General features: G+C 68.4%; 15 protein-coding genes. 5 read left to right on the top strand and 10 right to left on the bottom strand.

The window, feature by feature from the left end; genetic code table 11:
- Positions 1-85: 85 nt before the first annotated feature.
- The 3 genes from BLR41_RS15885 to BLR41_RS15875 form a co-directional block, all read right to left on the bottom strand.
- Entirely contained in the window at positions 86-751 is a 666-nt protein-coding gene (locus BLR41_RS15885) for a GNAT family N-acetyltransferase (protein ID WP_092629382.1), read from the bottom strand.
- 78 nt (positions 752-829) lie between these two features.
- Positions 830-2,053 (bottom strand): molybdotransferase-like divisome protein Glp, encoded by a 1,224-nt coding sequence (gene glp / locus BLR41_RS15880; protein WP_092629380.1) that lies wholly within the window; start codon positions 2,051-2,053, stop codon positions 830-832.
- 64 nt (positions 2,054-2,117) lie between these two features.
- Positions 2,118-3,038, bottom strand: coding sequence for a UTP--glucose-1-phosphate uridylyltransferase (locus BLR41_RS15875; RefSeq protein ID WP_092629379.1), 921 nt, complete (start codon positions 3,036-3,038; stop codon positions 2,118-2,120).
- Positions 3,039-3,076: 38 nt separating this feature from the next.
- Here BLR41_RS15875 and BLR41_RS15870 point away from each other — a divergent pair, with 38 nt between their 5' ends.
- From BLR41_RS15870 to BLR41_RS15860, 3 genes are all read left to right on the top strand, one after another.
- A complete protein-coding gene (locus BLR41_RS15870) occupies positions 3,077-3,673 on the top strand; it encodes a 5-formyltetrahydrofolate cyclo-ligase (RefSeq protein ID WP_092629377.1) in 597 nt (198 codons plus the stop codon).
- A gap of 222 nt (positions 3,674-3,895) precedes the next feature.
- Entirely contained in the window at positions 3,896-4,255 is a 360-nt protein-coding gene (locus BLR41_RS15865) for an FmdB family zinc ribbon protein (RefSeq protein ID WP_092629376.1), read from the top strand.
- Between the two features lie 221 nt (positions 4,256-4,476).
- Positions 4,477-5,148 carry an SAF domain-containing protein gene (locus tag BLR41_RS15860; protein WP_092629375.1) on the top strand — a complete coding sequence of 224 codons (672 nt, stop codon included), beginning with the start codon at positions 4,477-4,479 and terminating at the stop codon, positions 5,146-5,148.
- Positions 5,149-5,486: 338 nt separating this feature from the next.
- On the opposite strand, the gene BLR41_RS15855 is transcribed toward BLR41_RS15860, so the two are convergent.
- From BLR41_RS15855 to BLR41_RS15825, 7 genes are all read right to left on the bottom strand, one after another.
- A complete protein-coding gene (locus BLR41_RS15855; RefSeq protein ID WP_092629602.1) occupies positions 5,487-5,666 on the bottom strand; it encodes a hypothetical protein in 180 nt (59 codons plus the stop codon).
- Between the two features lie 172 nt (positions 5,667-5,838).
- The gene (locus tag BLR41_RS15850; protein ID WP_092629600.1) at positions 5,839-6,339 is read right to left on the bottom strand and encodes a molybdenum cofactor synthesis domain-containing protein; all 501 of its coding nucleotides are present in this window, start codon (positions 6,337-6,339) and stop codon (positions 5,839-5,841) included.
- A gap of 259 nt (positions 6,340-6,598) precedes the next feature.
- Positions 6,599-8,395 (bottom strand): trypsin-like peptidase domain-containing protein, encoded by a 1,797-nt coding sequence (locus BLR41_RS23530; protein WP_245694307.1) that lies wholly within the window; start codon positions 8,393-8,395, stop codon positions 6,599-6,601.
- A 96-nt stretch (positions 8,396-8,491) separates the two neighbouring features.
- The gene (gene galT / locus BLR41_RS15840; RefSeq protein WP_092629374.1) at positions 8,492-9,589 is read right to left on the bottom strand and encodes a galactose-1-phosphate uridylyltransferase; all 1,098 of its coding nucleotides are present in this window, start codon (positions 9,587-9,589) and stop codon (positions 8,492-8,494) included.
- Positions 9,586-10,425 carry a DeoR/GlpR family DNA-binding transcription regulator gene (locus BLR41_RS15835; RefSeq protein WP_092629595.1) on the bottom strand — a complete coding sequence of 280 codons (840 nt, stop codon included), beginning with the start codon at positions 10,423-10,425 and terminating at the stop codon, positions 9,586-9,588. Before BLR41_RS15835 ends, galT begins: the two co-directional genes overlap by 4 nt.
- A gap of 293 nt (positions 10,426-10,718) precedes the next feature.
- Positions 10,719-12,182 (bottom strand): HAMP domain-containing sensor histidine kinase, encoded by a 1,464-nt coding sequence (locus BLR41_RS15830; protein WP_092629372.1) that lies wholly within the window; start codon positions 12,180-12,182, stop codon positions 10,719-10,721.
- On the bottom strand, positions 12,179-12,871 hold the full coding sequence (locus BLR41_RS15825; protein ID WP_092629370.1) for a response regulator transcription factor: 693 nt from the start codon (positions 12,869-12,871) through the stop codon (positions 12,179-12,181). Before BLR41_RS15825 ends, BLR41_RS15830 begins: the two co-directional genes overlap by 4 nt.
- 216 nt (positions 12,872-13,087) lie before the next feature.
- Here BLR41_RS15825 and bluB point away from each other — a divergent pair, with 216 nt between their 5' ends.
- Both bluB and BLR41_RS15815 read left to right on the top strand, forming a co-directional pair.
- On the top strand, positions 13,088-13,768 hold the full coding sequence (bluB, locus tag BLR41_RS15820) for a 5,6-dimethylbenzimidazole synthase (protein WP_092629368.1): 681 nt from the start codon (positions 13,088-13,090) through the stop codon (positions 13,766-13,768).
- A gap of 105 nt (positions 13,769-13,873) precedes the next feature.
- A complete protein-coding gene (locus BLR41_RS15815) occupies positions 13,874-15,367 on the top strand; it encodes a GGDEF domain-containing protein (RefSeq protein ID WP_092629592.1) in 1,494 nt (497 codons plus the stop codon).
- Positions 15,368-15,553: the final 186 nt, after the last annotated feature.

The raw sequence follows: 15,553 nt of genomic DNA, 5'->3' as shown, positions 1-15,553 counted from the left end.
TCGGCGGAATCATCGACCCCTCGCAACGGCCGGAACGGACCGAAGGCTCCCCCAAGATCCCGGCAGCCGAACCGGAACGGCTACGTCAGGGGCGCTCGGCACGCCCCGCTCGAATCAGTGCGGCCACCGCCCCTTCGGGGACCTCTTCCCGGGTCAGCGCGTAAACCCAGTGGTCGCGCCATGCTCCGGCCACGTCGAGATAGCGCTCGAACAGCCCCTCGCGTCGGAACCCCGACTTCTCCAGCACCCGAACACTGGGAGAGTTCTCCGGTCGCACGGTCGCTTCCAACCGGTGGAGTCCGGTCGGGCCGAAGCAGTGGTCCACGGCCAGCGCCACGGCGGCGGTGGCCACTCCCGATCCCGCGTTCCGTTGCGACACCCAGTAGCCGATCCATCCGGAACGCAACGCGCCCCGGATGATGTTCCCGATGGTGAGCTGCCCCGCCAACGCCCCGTCCAGCGTTATGACGAACGGCAGCACGTGGCCGCGCCTGGCCATCCTGCGCAACGCGTTCCACTGTCCGAACCAGGCCGTGCTGGTGTTGCGCTGGTTCCAGTCACCACCGGTGGGTTCCCAGCGCCGCAGGTAGTCCCGGTCCCGCAGCCGCACCTCGCTCCAAGCGGCGGCGTCGCGCAGCCGGGGCGGGCGCAACGCCACCCTGCCTGCCGACACCACCACCGGCCCGACCCTGGCGGGCCAACCGGGATGTCTGCCCTCGGCGAGCTCGAATTCGGGGACGGCTCCCGCCATAACGAACACCGGCTCCCATCACTGGAAACGCTGCCTCGAAAGCCCCCCGCCACGGCAAGCGGACGCGGAGCACCGTTCTCAGGACCGCTGTGACAGGAAACTCACCCGGAGCCACTCGCCCGCAACGGCTTGAGTGACATCCTCGTCGAGCATCATCAGGCAATTGGCCTCGGCCAGCGAAGCCAGCAGATGCTCGTCGGAACCACCGACCGGCTGCACCAGGTAGGAACCGCCCTCGGCGTCGCGCAGCAGTCTGCCCCGCACGAAACCGCGTCGCCCCTTCGTGGACGAAACCGGCGAGACCAGCTCCGCGGTTATGGAACGACGATGCGGATTCGCCTTGCCCAGCGCCGAGCGCAACAGCGGCCTTATCAGCACTTCGAAGACCACGAGGGCGCTCACGGGGTTGGCGGGGAGCAGGAAAGTGGGCACTCTGTCGGGTCCCAGCCGTCCGAACCCCTGGGTGGAACCGGGGTGCATGGCCACTCGCGTGGTGTCGAGCTCGCCGAGCTCCGTCAAACAGGAGCGGACCTCCTCTGCCGCGGAGCCACCCGCACCACCGGCGATGATCACGATCTCGGAAAGCAGCAGCCTGCCCTCCACCACCTCGCGCAGGCGCCGGGGGTCGGAATCGACAATGCCCACCCTGGTCACCTCGGCACCGGCGTCCTTGGCGGCCGCGGCCAACGCGTAGGAGTTCACGTCGTAAACCTGTCCCGCACCGGGATTACGGTCCACATCGACCAGTTCCGGCCCCCACGAGATGATCGATATCCGCGGTCGGGGATGCACCAGCACTTTGCTCCTGCCGACCGCGGCCAACAGGCCGACCTGGGCGGGACCGATCGCCGTGCCCCGGCGTACCGCGGCGTCACCGGAGCGCACGTCCTCACCCTCGCGACGGACGAAGGCCGCCGATGGCACCGAACGCCAGATAGTGACCTTGGCGGGATGCTGGTCCGTATCCGAGACCGGCACCACCGCGTCGGCCAGCGTCGGCAGCGGGGCCCCGGTGGTGACGTGAACCGTCTGTCCCGGCTGCAGTCGACGGGGCTGTCGTGAACCGGCGGTCACCTCACCCACGACGGGCAGCTCCACCGGTTCACTCCCGGCGTGGCGAACATCGACGCTGCGAACCGCGTAGCCGTCCACAGCGGCCTGGTCGGCACCCGGCAACGCCCGCTCCGCCACGACTTCCTCGGCACACAACAACCCCTGTGCCTCCGCTATTGCCACCCGAACAGGTGAAGGCCGCACGGCGGCCGCGAGTACCCGTGCCAGCTGTTCATCCACTGATCTCATGGCTCGACCTCTTCGGCGAAGACACTGTTGCCCGGTACGCGCACGGGACAGCGGCGTACGGAGCTCAGCTCCGGTTCAGCCGTTCGCCCAGCCACTCTCGCAGGTCATCCCCGTACTCGGAGTCCTGTAGCGCGAAATCGACCGCGGCTTTCAGGAAACCGCCGGGATTTCCCAGATCGTGCCGCGTCCCGCGATGGACCACGACGTGGACCGGGTGCCCCTCAGCGATCAGCAACGCTACGGCATCGGTCAGTTGCAGTTCACCGCCGGCACCCGGTTCGATGCGCCGCAACGCCTCGAACACCTGGCGGTCGAGCAGATAGCGGCCCGCGGCCGCGAGATTGGAGGGGGCGTCGGCTGGTTGGGGCTTCTCCACCATGCCGCGGACACGTTTGACATCGGAGTCCTCTGTGTCGGAGACGTCGAAGACACCGTAGGAGGAGGTCCGTTCGGGCGGCACGTCGAAGGCACACAACACACTTCCGCCGTAACGGGCACGCACCTCGGACATCCTGGTCAGCACACCGCTCTCGTCGGCTGCTGGATAGACCAGATCGTCCGGGAGCAGTACCGCGACGGCGTCCTCGTCGGCGCCGAGGTTCGGCTCGGCACAGGCCACGGCGTGCCCCAGCCCCAAGGCCTTGTCCTGAATGGCGGAATCGGCCGTGATGAGCTCCGGGGCGCGACGCACCTTGCGAAGCAGTCGCTGCTTGCCCCTGGCCTCGAGAGTGGCTTCCAGTTCCGGCTGGGAGCGGAAGTGTTCGACCACCGAGCTCTTGTCCGGAGCGGTGACGACGACCAGACGGTCGGCACCGGCCTCGGCGGCCTCCTCCGCCACCAGTTCGATCCCCGGGGTGTCGACCACCGGCAACAATTCCTTGGGCACGGATTTCGTGGCCGGGAGAAAGCGAGTTCCCAGCCCCGCCGCTGGCACGATCGCGGTGCGGAAGGCCGCAGCCGCCTGCGAGCTTGTCGGGCTACTCATGACCGCGAGCCTAGCGATATTGACTACCCTTCGTCGTTGTGACGCTCTCTGCAGACGAACTGAACCGGAAAGAACAATGGCGACGCGGGCTGGCTTCGGAACGTGAGGCGCTCACCGAACGAATCCGTGCCGAGGAGGCTCAGGCGCTACGAACGGCGATAATCGACTGGTTGGCCGAGACACGGATCACAACCGTCTGCGCCTATGTGCCGGTGGGGTCCGAGCCCGGTTCGCCGGAACTGCTCGACAGCCTCGTGGCGCGGGGGCACCGCGTGTTGCTGCCCGTCATGGCGGGCAGGAACCCGTTGGAGTGGGCGGCCTACGAGGGGCCGGACTCGCTGCATCGTGCGACCTACGGATTGCTGGAACCGAGCACGCCCCGCCTGGGGACGAGCGCGATCTCCGAGGCGGGCGCGGCGCTGGTTCCCGCCCTGGCCGTGGACCGCCGGGGGGTACGCTTGGGCAAGGGTGCCGGTTTCTACGACCGGTCGTTGCCACTGGCCGACGACTCGGCCGAGCTCACGGCGGTGGTTCGGGATTCGGAGTTCGTGGCGGAACTGCCCGCCGAGGCACACGACGTGCGTGTCACCGGAGTCATAACCCCCGCTTCCGGCTTCACCCGCCTGCCGGCGTGATTTCGGTTACGGCCGGCTCGCGGCACACCTCGGAGGGCGTGACATTATCGGCGTCGCATTGTGACGCAGCCCCGATTGCGTCGGTGTCCAGCCGTGCAGCATTATCGTATTGGCACTCGCCCCATTCGAGTGCCAATGTCGTTGTCCGGGGACCGGCACCGCGTGTGCCACCGAGCGCGGCGTGTCGATGCGTCGCCGTCCGATTCCGGAGGTATGAGACCCGTGCCCACTTACCAGTACGCCTGCACCTCCTGCGGGCACGATTTCGAGACCTTCCAGTCGTTGAGCGAGGACTCGCTCACCGATTGCCCGGAGTGCTCGGGCAGGCTGCGGAAGAAGTTCAACGCGGTGGGCGTCGTCTTCAAGGGCAGCGGGTTCTACCGCAACGACAGCCGCGGGTCGAATTCCTCCAGCGAGTCCGGTACCTCGACGGGTACGAACTCCGGCTCGGGCAACGGTTCCTCCGACAGCTCCGGTTCGGGTAGCTCCGGGAGTTCCGAGTCGTCGGGCGGGAGTTCCGGTGGATCCTCGGAATCGAGCTCCTCCGGAGCCCAGACGCAGACCTCCGCTGCTACGAACTGACGGAGCCGCTCCCCGCTCGGAGCCGAGGTACGTCCGCTGTCCGCGCGAGCCGCGGGCGGACAGCGGGAGACCGCACCGGCGGGCTCGGTTCCGCCCCACACGCTGCCGTCCACATCCGGATCGACGCTCCACAGCGGATCCGATCGGGATTGTTCGGAACCCCCGACCCCGCTCCAGACTCGTGGTGACGAGAATCACCACGAAACGAGCGGGAGATCGAATTGCGGGAGAGTGCCACCGACCGACGGCTTGACCGACGACTACTGCGAGGCGTGCGGGAACGGCTGCGCGAGAGGATGCGGATACGGGGCAGACAACTCGTGTTGCTCCGTCGTGCCCTGGCGGTCGTGCTGCTGCTGACGGCGGGGTGGTACGCCCTGCCCGCACACTCCGGGAGCGCTTCGAGAACGAAGACGGTACTGACCGCCTCCCGCGACCTCGCTCCGGGGACTCGACTCGGCCCACAGGACGTCACCGGAGTCCGGATGCCAAAACGGCTGGTGCCGGAACGAGCGCTGCGTCGGCGGGAACGAGCCACCGGCGAGATCATGGCACGCGCGGCACGCCGCGGCGAACCACTGACCGATCTGAGCCTGTTGGACGATCCGCTCACCGAACTGACCACGGGCGACGAAACCGAGGCCGCGGTGGCGATCCGAGCAGCCGACGAGGCGGTGGCCGAACTGCTTCACCCCGGCCTACACGTGGACATAGTCGGCAGCCGGAGCGGAAACACCCGGATACTCGCCGAGCGGGCGACCGTCGTGGCGGTTCACCCCTCCGGCAGGAACAACGAGGGCGAGACGGTTGTGGTCGTCGGGCTCGAACACCGCCGCGCCGCCGACGTGGCAGCGGCGGCGCTACACGAATCGGTGACGATGACCCTGCGCTAGCCGGTGACGATGACCCTGCGCTGAATCGCCCTGGCCGACCACTGCCACGCGCGGCTCAACCGCCGTCGATTTCCAGCGGATCACCGCGCCACTACGGCGGCGCGGCTTCGTGCTCCGTGACTCTGTCGCGAGATCGCCGCGCGGACGGGGCGCTCAATCAGGATTCCCACCACTTCCGCAATCGGCACCGCCGCGGGTTCTCCCGTGCCGCTCTGGCGAGGACGGCACCGACGTTGTGCAGTACCTACCCGATGTAGGGGCACCCGCAACGAGAACCGTGCGAGAGGTTCCGCCACTCGAGCACCTACGAAGCGACCCGCCGAGCTCACCCGAAAAAGTCAGGAGTCGTGATGGGGCGGCCTGTTCTCGACGTACCAGGAGTTCGAATCCCCGCTCTCGGAAGCGTCCCGCTCGTCCGCCGTGGTTTCCGGCAGTACGTCGCCGAAGATCTCGTCGATCGAACGGGATCGGCGCCGCGGAGCCGGTGCTCGCCCGGTCGGATATTCCTGCTGGCTCACGACGCCATTGTCCCGCTCGTCATCACCCGCCGCCACGGAGCCACCCCCGTGCACACCTCCGGTGCTCCGCCACTGGGAGCTCGTGTGGTGTTCCGGGAGTGTGCTTCGTTCACCGCGACGGCCGGTGGTGGTCTGTTTCGCCGCGGCCCGTAGCCGCGGCGTGGCAACACTCTCAGATGCCGTCGATGCCGGAAAGCTGCTCGATCACGTGCGTGACCAGCGGGGTCAGCGTCGCCATACCGTCCCGGATGGCCGCGCGCGAACCGGCCAGGTTGACCACCAGCGTGCTGCCGGACACGCCCACCAGCCCACGGGAAACCCCGGCGTCGACCGCTCCCGCCGCCAGTCCGGAGGCACGCAGCGCCTCGGCGATGCCGGGAACCGGCCGATCCAGCACGCCGGACGTGGCGTCCGGCGTGACGTCGCGCGGCGATACCCCGGTACCGCCGACGGTGATGACCATGTCCACGCCGCCGATCACGGCCGTGTTCAACGCGTTCCTGATCTCCACGGTCTCACCGGCGACGGCGACGCTGCCGTCGACGATGAATCCCGCCTCCTCCAACAGCTCGGTCACCAACGGACCGGTGGTGTCCTCCTGCTCACTCTGCGCGACCCGGTCGTCGACAACGACCACCAGCGCTCGTCCCAACCGCTGCGCGTTGCGTTCCATATCGCTCACCGTAGCGGCCGACGGATCGTCGTCCGGATCCAGTGGATCCGAGGTCTTCACCTCGCGAAGCGGGTGATCTACGACACGGCCGTATCGACCGTTCATGGCTGCTCCTGATCATCGGGGAGTACGGCGTTGCTGCTCGGATGCCTCCGGGTACTCGACGGCTCCGGTACTCGACGACTCCGGTGAGTCCACGACTCCGGTGAGTCCACGACTCCGGTGAGTCCACGACGGCGCACCACCACCGGAGGGCTCACTACTCCTGGCCGGTCAGCGTCGCTTCGACCGTGTGCTTGTTGCCGCCCTGCTTGTTGGTGATGGTCAGCGTGACGGTATCGCCCGGAGCGTAGGAACGGATGGCCGCGATCAGCTCGTCCCCACTGGTGATCGTGCGATCGTTCACCTTGGTAATGACGTCGCCGCTCTTTACACCGGCCTCGGCCGCCGGTCCGCCCGAGGGAACCTCCATGACGAGACCGCCGTTGGCGTTTCCGCCGACCCTCACCTGCACACCGAGCGTGGTACGAGCGGCCGATCCGTCCTCGATGAGCTGCTTGCCGATCCTGCGGGCGTGGTCGATCGGGATCGCGAAACCGAGCCCCACCGATCCGGCCTGTCCGCTGGAGGAGCTGGGACTGTAGATGGCGGAGTTGATGCCGATGACCCGGCCGTTCATGTCGACGAGCGGCCCACCCGAGTTGCCGGGATTGATCGCGGCGTCGGTCTGCAGCGCGTTGAGCACCGTGGCCTGGGTTCCGCTCTGGCCGCCCGCGCGGACCGGACGATCCTTGGCGCTGATGATACCGCTGGTCACGGTCCCGGAAAGCCCGTACGGGGAGCCGATCGCGACCACTCCGGAGCCGACGTCCAGATCCCCGGAATTGCCCAACTCCGCCGGGGTCAGACCGGTGACATCGGCTTTGACCACGGCGAGATCGGACCACGGTGCGGTACCGACCACATTGAGCTGACTGACCTGTCCGTCGTTGAAGCGCCCGACGAGACCACCACCCGCTTGGGAGGCGCCCTCCACGACGTGATTGTTCGTGAGGATGTAGCCGTCCTCGCTTATGATGATTCCCGAGCCGGAGCCCGAAGCACCCCGAGCGGTCTGCACCTGGATCTGCACCACGCTCGGCAGCACCGTGTCGGCGACGGACTGCACCGACCCCGAGGGCGCGCTGCTGCTGTTCTCCGAGGCGGGTGCCTGCTGGTCGAGCGAAGTGACCACACCGTTGCCACCGGTGATCTGGTGAACGGCGTAGGTCCCCCCGGCGCCTCCCACCAGGCCGGCTACCAGGGCTAACGCGGTCATACCCACCAGCAGGCGCCCACGGGCACCGCCACGCCCGGATCTCGGTGGCTCCTCGACCGGTGGCTGGGGGTACTGCTGCGTGGCGTAGGGGTACTGCTGGGTCGCGTAAGGGTGCTGCTGGGCCGCATAGGGGTGCTGCGGATCGGTCTGGGGTGGCGGTTGCTGCGCGCCGTACTGCCCGGGCTGCTGCGCTCCGCCCGCGGCAGCACCGGCCTGGCCCGCGTACTGGCCGGGGTACTGTCCCGGCTGCATCGGCTGCCCGGACTGGGGGGAGTACTGGCCCGGGTAGTGCTGTTCCGGTTGGCCGGGGTACTGCTGGCCCGAGTACTGCTGTGGCGGATTGCCCAGACCGTGGGGCTGCTGGGGGTCCGTACCGGAGTACTGGCTCCATGGTTGCTGCTCCGAGGCACCGTACGGGCCGGCGGGGGCAGCGTTTTCCGTGCCGGTTGTGGAACCGGTGGAGGTGGGGTGGTCGGTTCCGGGCCGTGGGGCTCCCGGTTGCCCCGTGCTCGACTCCTCGGTGCTCTCCGGGACGGCTCCGGATGCCTCGACTCGCTGCGTCGACTCCGGCGGCGGCCCTTGGGAGCTTTCCGGGGCTTCTCCGGGTTCCGCCGCTCCCGTCGAACCGGCACCGGCGACGCCTTGCTCACCGGACTCCGGCCGAGCCGAACCGTGCTCTGTCGGCGTGTCGGGACGGTCCCGACTTTCGTCGGGAGAACCAGGGTGATTTTCGCTCATGTCTCCACTCTGCGCTATCCGACTGAGAGTCGCCTGAGATCAGGCTTGGAAGCGAACGATGAATCTGTTCCGCCTTCCCGGGGGTGGGCAGGCCGATCAGGACACCTCGCGAAGGCGCTCCGCGACCTGCTCCGGGGTCACGTCGCTGATCCAGACTCCCATCCCGGACTCCGAACCGGCCAGGTACTTGAGCTTGTCCGGTGCGCGCAGCACCGAGAACAGGTTCAGGTGCAGCCAGGAGAGTTCCCTGCCGAACCGAAAGGGTGCCTGCTGCCAAGCCGCGATGTAGGGCAGCGGCCTGTCGTAGAGACGGTCCAGCCTGCGCAGGGTGTCAAGATAGACCTCGGCGAGATCATCGCGCTCCTCGGCGGTGAGAGCCGCCAGATCGGGAGCCCGGCGGTGCGGGACGACCACGAGTTCCACGGGCCAGCGAGCAGCGGGGGGCACGAACACCGTCCAGTGTTCGGATTCACGGATCACGCGTTGCCCGGAGGAGCGCTCGGCGGCGAGCACGTCCCCGAGCAGGTGGCTGCCGTGGGTTCGGTGATGTTCCTCGGCGTTTCGCAGCAGCTGGCTGGTCTTGGGGGTGACGAAGGGATACCCGTAGATCTGGCCGTGCGGATGATGCAGCGTCACCCCGATCTCCTCGCCCCGGTTCTCGAAGCAGAACACCTGCTCCACGCCTTCCACCTGGGCGAGTTCCGCCGTGCGGTCGGCCCAGGCGTCCACGACGGTGCGCGCCTGTCGTGGGGTCAGCGCTGCGAACGAGCTGCGGTGCTCGGACGTGAAGCACACGACCTCGCACCTGCCACTGGCCGGAGCCCGTTGGACCAGTGAATCCGTGTCCAGCACTCCGCCATCGGATACCCCGGGCTGTTCCTCCGGCGCCGCGAACGAGGGGAACCGGTTCTCGAACACGGCGACCTCGTAGTCGCTCTCCGGGATCTCGCTGGGTTTGCCCGGCTCACTGGGGCACAGCGGGCACAGATCGGCAGGCGGCTTGTAGGTGCGGCTCTGTCGATGTGCTGCCATGGCGATCCACTCGCCGGTCAACGGATCACGCCGCATCTCCGGTGCCGTGGGTGGCCCGTCGAGTTCGCGGAGGTCCTCGGCGGTTCGTTCCGGCGCCGTTTCCTCCGAGTCGAAGTAGATGATTTCCCGCCCGTCGGCCAGCTGCCGCGCGGTTCGCCTCACTGCTCACTCTCCGCCCGCATAGTGTCCTCATACGTGAAATCGGCCGGTTCGCCCCGCTCACCGGAGACGGGAGCGATCGACAGCTCCGCGATCCGCTCTCCGAGCACCCGACGCGCTTCCTCCGGCAATCCGTCGTCACTGATCAGCACGTCCGCCTCCTCGAGGCCGACGATGGTGGAGATACCGACCGTGGACCACTTGGCGTGATCCGCTATCACGACCAGCCGGTTGGCCGCCCGCGCGAGCGCGCGGTTGGTCTCGCTCTCGTCGAGGTTGGGTGTGGTGAAACCGGCACGGGTGCTCATCCCGTGCACTCCCAGGAAGACCAGGTCCAGGTGCAGCGAGTGCAGCGCCCGCACGGCCACCGGACCGACGAGCGCGTCGGAGGGGGTACGTACCCCACCGGTCAGGATCACGGTGCGGTCGGCACGCCCACGCTGCTGGAGCACATCGGCGATGCGCACGGAATTGGTCACCACGGTCAGATCGGCCACGTCGTCGAGGTGACGTGCCAGGGTCCAGGTGGTGGTGCCCGCGGAGAGCCCGATGGCCGATCCCGGGCGGACGAGCCGTGCGGCCCGGTCGGCTATGGCTTCCTTCTCCGCGGGTTGGTACACCGATTTGGCTTCGAAGCCGGGCTCGTCGGTGCTGCGGTCCAGCACGGAGGTGGCACCGCCGTAGACCTTCTCGACCGCACCTCGTGCCGCCAGGGTGTCGAGGTCCCTGCGAATGGTCATGTCGGACACGCCGAGACGCTGCACGAGGTCACTCACCTGCACAGCGCCGGTCCTACGAACTTCGTCCAGTATCATGTCCTGACGCTGACGTGCCAGCATCACCACTCCAACCCCGCCGTGTTCGCCGCGAATCCGACGCGAGTGCCGCAGTCGAAATCATCACGAAACCACGCGAACTTGACTCGTCAAGTAAACACAAACCAACAATACCCTACACGAAGCAGCACTGAAACCACACAAAGCCAGCACCGCCCCACCGGGCGCGCCGACACGTCGGAAACCACCCGACGAGCAGCACGGAAAACCGGAACAGCGCAGGAACGGAAGGGCTCGCACCCCTACCGCCGTTCGCGAGCCGCCCTTGAGCAGCCCGGGCGAACAGCGGAGTCGCCTCAGCTCGAACGCGCGGGCCGCTGGGACTCGGCCTGCTCGGGATCGACGTGGCCGGGCAGATACATCGAGATCATCGCTCCGCCCTCCGGCGCCTCGCCCGCGGCCACGCTTCCGCCGTGCCGCTCGGCCACCTGCTTGACGATCGCCAGCCCCAGTCCTGAGCCGCGCAACGGTCTGGCCTCGGTGGAACGGTAGAACCGCTCGAAAACGTGCCTGCGGTCCTCCTCCGGGATGCCCGGCCCGCTGTCGGCGACCTCGAAGACCGCGAATCCGGCGTCCAGCTGGCGGGACTCCACCCGCACGATTCCCCCTGCCGGACTCCACTTGGCGGCGTTGTCCAGCAGGTTCAGCACCGCACGTTCCAACGCGGTGGCGTCACCGAGCATCGACCACTGCCCCAGGCGAACGTCGAACTCCACCTCGGAGGCACGCCGCCGGGCCCGGCTCAGCGCCCGCTCCACGACGTCGACGAGTTCGAGCGGTTCGTGCACCGCGTTCGGCGCGTCCTCCCGAGCCAGCTCCACGAGATCCCCCACCAGCGCGGACAGCTCGGTGATCTGTGCCTGCACGTCACCGAGCATCTCGGCACGATCCTCATCGGACAGTTGGGGACTTCCCGGCCGGTCGGAGGCGATGAGCAGTTCGAGATTCGTGCGCAACGAGGTGAGCGGGGTACGCAGTTCGTGGCCCGCATCGGCGACCAGCCTTCGCTGCTGCTCCTGGGACTCGGCCAGTGCCCCGAGCATCTTGTTGAAGCTGGTGGTCAACCGTGCCAGCTCGTCGTCGCCGCTCACCGGGATCGGACGCAGATCACCCGTTCGAGCGATACGTTCGGTGGCCGCGGTGAGCCGTTGCACCGGCCGCAGCGCCGTGCGAGCCACGGCGGTGCCCGCTGCGGCGGCAAGCAGGATGCCCGCACCACCGATCACGACGAGTACCACGCTGAGCTGGGCCAACGTGGCCTTGGTCGAGGCCAGTGACTGCGACATGACCAGGGCACGATCGTTCCCGGCGGGCAGTGCCACCACCCTGCTTTCGGTGGCGTCGTCGGTACGCAGCGAGGAGTCCGTGAGACCACGCGCCACGGCCAACTCCGCCGGCCCCCACGGCGGAGGTTTGCCGGGCCCGGTCAGTGCCCTGCCGTCGGCGGTGACCAGGCAGATTCGTAAGTTGGCCGCCGCGTAGAAGGCGGCGGGAACCGAACGCAGATTGGGTTCCAGCACCTGCGGGCCGGAGACCGCCTGGCTGGCGCGTTCCCGCAGGTTCTGGTCCACCTGCTCGTAAAGACTGTCCCGAACCGTCAGAAACGCGCCGATCGAGACCAGCGCGACGGCCCCCGCCACGCAGACGGCGGCCAGCAGCGTCACCCTGTTGCGCAGCGAAGCCCGCTGCCATCTGCCGGTCTGCCCCTCGGATACGGGCGACCCGGTCAGTTCGGAAGGTGGCGGGGCCGGTGTGGTCACGGTGGAGTCTCCCGTAGCACGTAGCCGACGCCGCGGACGGTGTGAATCAATCTCGGTTCCCCCGATGCCTCCGTCTTGCGGCGCAGGTACCCGATGTAGACCTCCAGGGCGTTGCCCGTGGTCGGGAAATCGTAGCCCCAGACGTCCTCGAGCAGCCTGCTGCGAGTGAGTACCTGCTTGGGGTGTGCCATGAGCAGTTCGAGCAGCGCGAACTCGGTGCGCGTCAGGCTGATCTCACGGCTCCCCCGCCGGACCTCTCGGGTTCCGGGGTCCAGTTCCAGATCGGCGAACCGCAGCGACTCCGGGACACCCTCGTCGGGATCCGGTGGGCTCGCCCTGCGCAACAGCGCTCGCAGCCGGGCGAGCAGTTCCTCCAGCGCGAAGGGTTTGGGCAGGTAGTCGTCCGCCCCCGCGTCCAGGCCCGCCACACGATCCGAAACGGCCTCGCGCGCGGTGAGTACCAGGATCGGCAGGTCGTCGCCGGTTCCCCGCAGCCTGCGCGCGACCTCCAGACCGTCCACCTTGGGCATCATGACGTCGAGGACCATCGCGTCCGGTCGGGCGGCGGCGAGCGAGTCCAGGGCCTGCTGACCGTCCGAGGCCAGTTCCACCTGGTAACCGTTGAATTCGAGAGATCTTCGCAATGACTCCCGAACGGCACGGTCGTCGTCGACGACGAGTATGCGCATGTCCCCCAGTCTTACCCGAAGCCCTGAGAGAGAACTGAGAAGTGGGGGCGTCATCACCGGCGAGTCGGGGTTCTATGACGGGCGTCACAACGGAGCACCCCCCAGCGGCAGTGAGGCCGCACGCCGGATCGGCGCGGCGGGCGACGAGGGTGTGCGGAGTCATTCCCGTCGCGGGGCACTGGGAATCGTACCCGCGGACACGGCAGGATAGCCGGGATGACAACGGCAGACCGATCCGGCCGACCCGAATCCCGACAGCCGGTATCCGACCTCTACGACGTGATCAACCGGCGCCGCGACGTACGCTCCGAGTTCACCGGCGAGACGATCGACTCCGAGGTGCTGTACCGCGTCCTGGGGGCCGCGCACAGCGCACCGAGTGTGGGACTCTCCCAGCCGTGGGACTTCGTACTCGTACGTGACGAGGCCACGCGGCGCGCCTTCCGCGAGCACGTGCTGGCGGAGCGAAGCGTGTTCGCGGCCGAGCTCAGCGGGGAACGTGCCCGGACCTTCTCCAAGATCAAGGTCGAGGGCATCGTGGAGTCCTCACTCGGCATAACGGTCACCTACGACCCGGAACGCGGTTCCCCGGACGTGCTCGGCAGACACGCCATCGCCGACGCCGGGCTGTACTCGGTGTGCCTGGCGATCCAGAACCTGTGGCTGGCGGCCACGGCCGAAGGACTCGGCGTGGGATGGGTAAGCTTCTACCGGGAGGAATTCCTGCGCAGACTGCTGGACATCCCGTCAGGGGTCCGGCCCGTCGCGTGGCTGTGCATCGGGCCGGTTCGCGAGCTCGCCGAAACCCCTGACCTGGAACGGCACGGCTGGCGCAACAGGCTGCGGTTGGAGGACGTTGTACACGACGGCAAGTATCGTCACGATTTCACCCGGTAGCCTGTTACTCGAAGAGCAGGTAGTCGAAGCGGAGACTCCGGGTGCCCGACCCTCGCGGGTTCGGTGAGAACCCGCAGCGCCGCGATCTGCGAGTGCGAGGACGCCGTGGAAGAGGACGATCCGCTGTTGGCGGGCCGGATACCCGAGCAGGACCGTCAGGTACGGCTGCTGCTCGACTCCGGCCTGATCGAACAGTGCGAGGCGGCCTTCGACGATTCGGTGGCCAGCGCACCGAACCTGGTCAGCAGTGAGTGGAACCGCCCCATCGTCCTCGTGAACCGGGCTATCCTCGCCTGGCGGTTGGGACGGATCTCGCTGGCCCTCGAACTCGCCGCGGACGCCTGGACCGAACTCGACGCGGAGAAGCACCGCGACGCGGAGACCGCCCACGCGCTGAGCATGCTCGGCTACCTGCTCGAAGGGCACAGCGCCCCCGCGCTCGAACTGCTCAGCAGGGCGGTGCGGATCGCACGGGAGGTGGACGAACCGGCCACGCTAGCGCACTGCCTGCTGCGGGAGGGGGGCACACTCGCGGCACGGGTGCTCGTCTCCGGGGTGTCGGTGGAACGCCACCTGTCCGACTCCCTGCTCCGGTTCGACGAGGTGTTCCGGCTGGAAACGCAGGGGGCGGTGCATCGCCGCGCACTGGCCAGCAGCGGCCGGGTGCTGGTGGCGCTGGAGGAACTCGAGGTCGCGCAGCAGCGCGCCAACTCGGCGCTGGCGGAGGCCGAGACCGCCGGGGACATGTACGCGCAGTCCCTCGCCAACTGGACGCTCGCCGAGGTGTGCAGGCGGCAGAACCAGCTGGAACAGGCGAGGACGTTGGGCAGCCGTGCGCTGCACCAGGCGGAGACGGTCAGAGAAACCATGCTGGTCAACCGCATCTCCACCGACCTGGCGTCGGTGTGCCAACGTCTCGGCGACCACGTGGGCGAGGCCACCGCGCTGCGGCGAGCGGTACGTGCGGCCAACGAAAACATCCAGGTGCTGCAGGAGGGACTGGGCCAGGCACTCGAGCAACGCCGCATCGCGGTGCACGCCCAGCGCAAGGCCAACGCGGCCGAGGCCGCGGCACTGCGTGACCCGCTCACCGGACTGGCCAACCGGTTGGGGCTGGAACGGTACGCACCGACGCTGCTGGAGCGCAGCGCCTCCCAGGGCGGCATCCCGTGGCTGCTGTTGCTGGACGTGGACTGGTTCAAGGACGTCAACGACGGAGCGGGACACTCGATGGGCGACGCCGCGCTGCGGGAGGTGGCTTCGCTGCTGCGCGCCGAATGCCGCGCCGAGGACCTGATCTGCCGTTGGGCCGGTGACGAGTTCGTGGTGGTGCTGGCCGCCTACTCCGGGGAGTCACGCACGGCGGGCCCCGCCGTGGCCGAACGCATCCGAGCGGCGGTGGACCGGCACGGCTGGCGGCAGGTTCTCGGCGAGGTAGAGCAACCACCCACCGTGAGCATCGGCGCGGCGGCCGGTCCGGCCAGGCTGGACGAACTGTTCACGGCTGCCGACGTCGCGCTCTACCGCGCCAAGCACGGCGGGCGTAACCGCGTGGAGGTCGACGGCCCGGAGCGCCGGGAGCCCCTGCCCGCCGAATGAGCCGCGAGCGGCACGCCACCGGCGAGAGGCCGCGCGGCGGTAGGATCGGAGCTCATGGGCTTGACGGACGAGCCGGAACGCTCCGGCGAGAACGGTTCGTCCCGCCTGCCGTCGGATACAATCCGGGCATGGAGCCGGGAGCCGGGAGCCGGGAGCCGGGAGCCGGGAGCCGGGAGCCGGGAGCCG

Source organism: Actinopolyspora mzabensis, assembly GCF_900101095.1.
Taxonomy (GTDB): domain Bacteria; phylum Actinomycetota; class Actinomycetes; order Mycobacteriales; family Pseudonocardiaceae; genus Actinopolyspora; species Actinopolyspora mzabensis.
This window is presented reverse-complemented; position numbering and strand designations above follow the sequence as displayed.

Excerpts from the sequence above, each read along its gene's own strand:
- BLR41_RS15835 (WP_092629595.1), bottom strand. The coding sequence starts at position 10,425 with ATGCTGGCACGTCAGCGTCAGGACATGATACTGGACGAAGTTCGTAGG.
- BLR41_RS15875 (WP_092629379.1), bottom strand. The coding sequence starts at position 3,038 with ATGAGTAGCCCGACAAGCTCGCAGGCGGCTGCGGCCTTCCGCACCGCG.
- bluB (WP_092629368.1), top strand. The coding sequence starts at position 13,088 with ATGACAACGGCAGACCGATCCGGCCGACCCGAATCCCGACAGCCGGTA.
- BLR41_RS23530 (WP_245694307.1), bottom strand. The coding sequence starts at position 8,395 with ATGAGCGAAAATCACCCTGGTTCTCCCGACGAAAGTCGGGACCGTCCC.
- glp (WP_092629380.1), bottom strand. The coding sequence starts at position 2,053 with ATGAGATCAGTGGATGAACAGCTGGCACGGGTACTCGCGGCCGCCGTG.
- BLR41_RS15885 (WP_092629382.1), bottom strand. The coding sequence starts at position 751 with ATGGCGGGAGCCGTCCCCGAATTCGAGCTCGCCGAGGGCAGACATCCC.
- BLR41_RS15825 (WP_092629370.1), bottom strand. The coding sequence starts at position 12,871 with ATGCGCATACTCGTCGTCGACGACGACCGTGCCGTTCGGGAGTCATTG.
- BLR41_RS15850 (WP_092629600.1), bottom strand. The coding sequence starts at position 6,339 with ATGGAACGCAACGCGCAGCGGTTGGGACGAGCGCTGGTGGTCGTTGTC.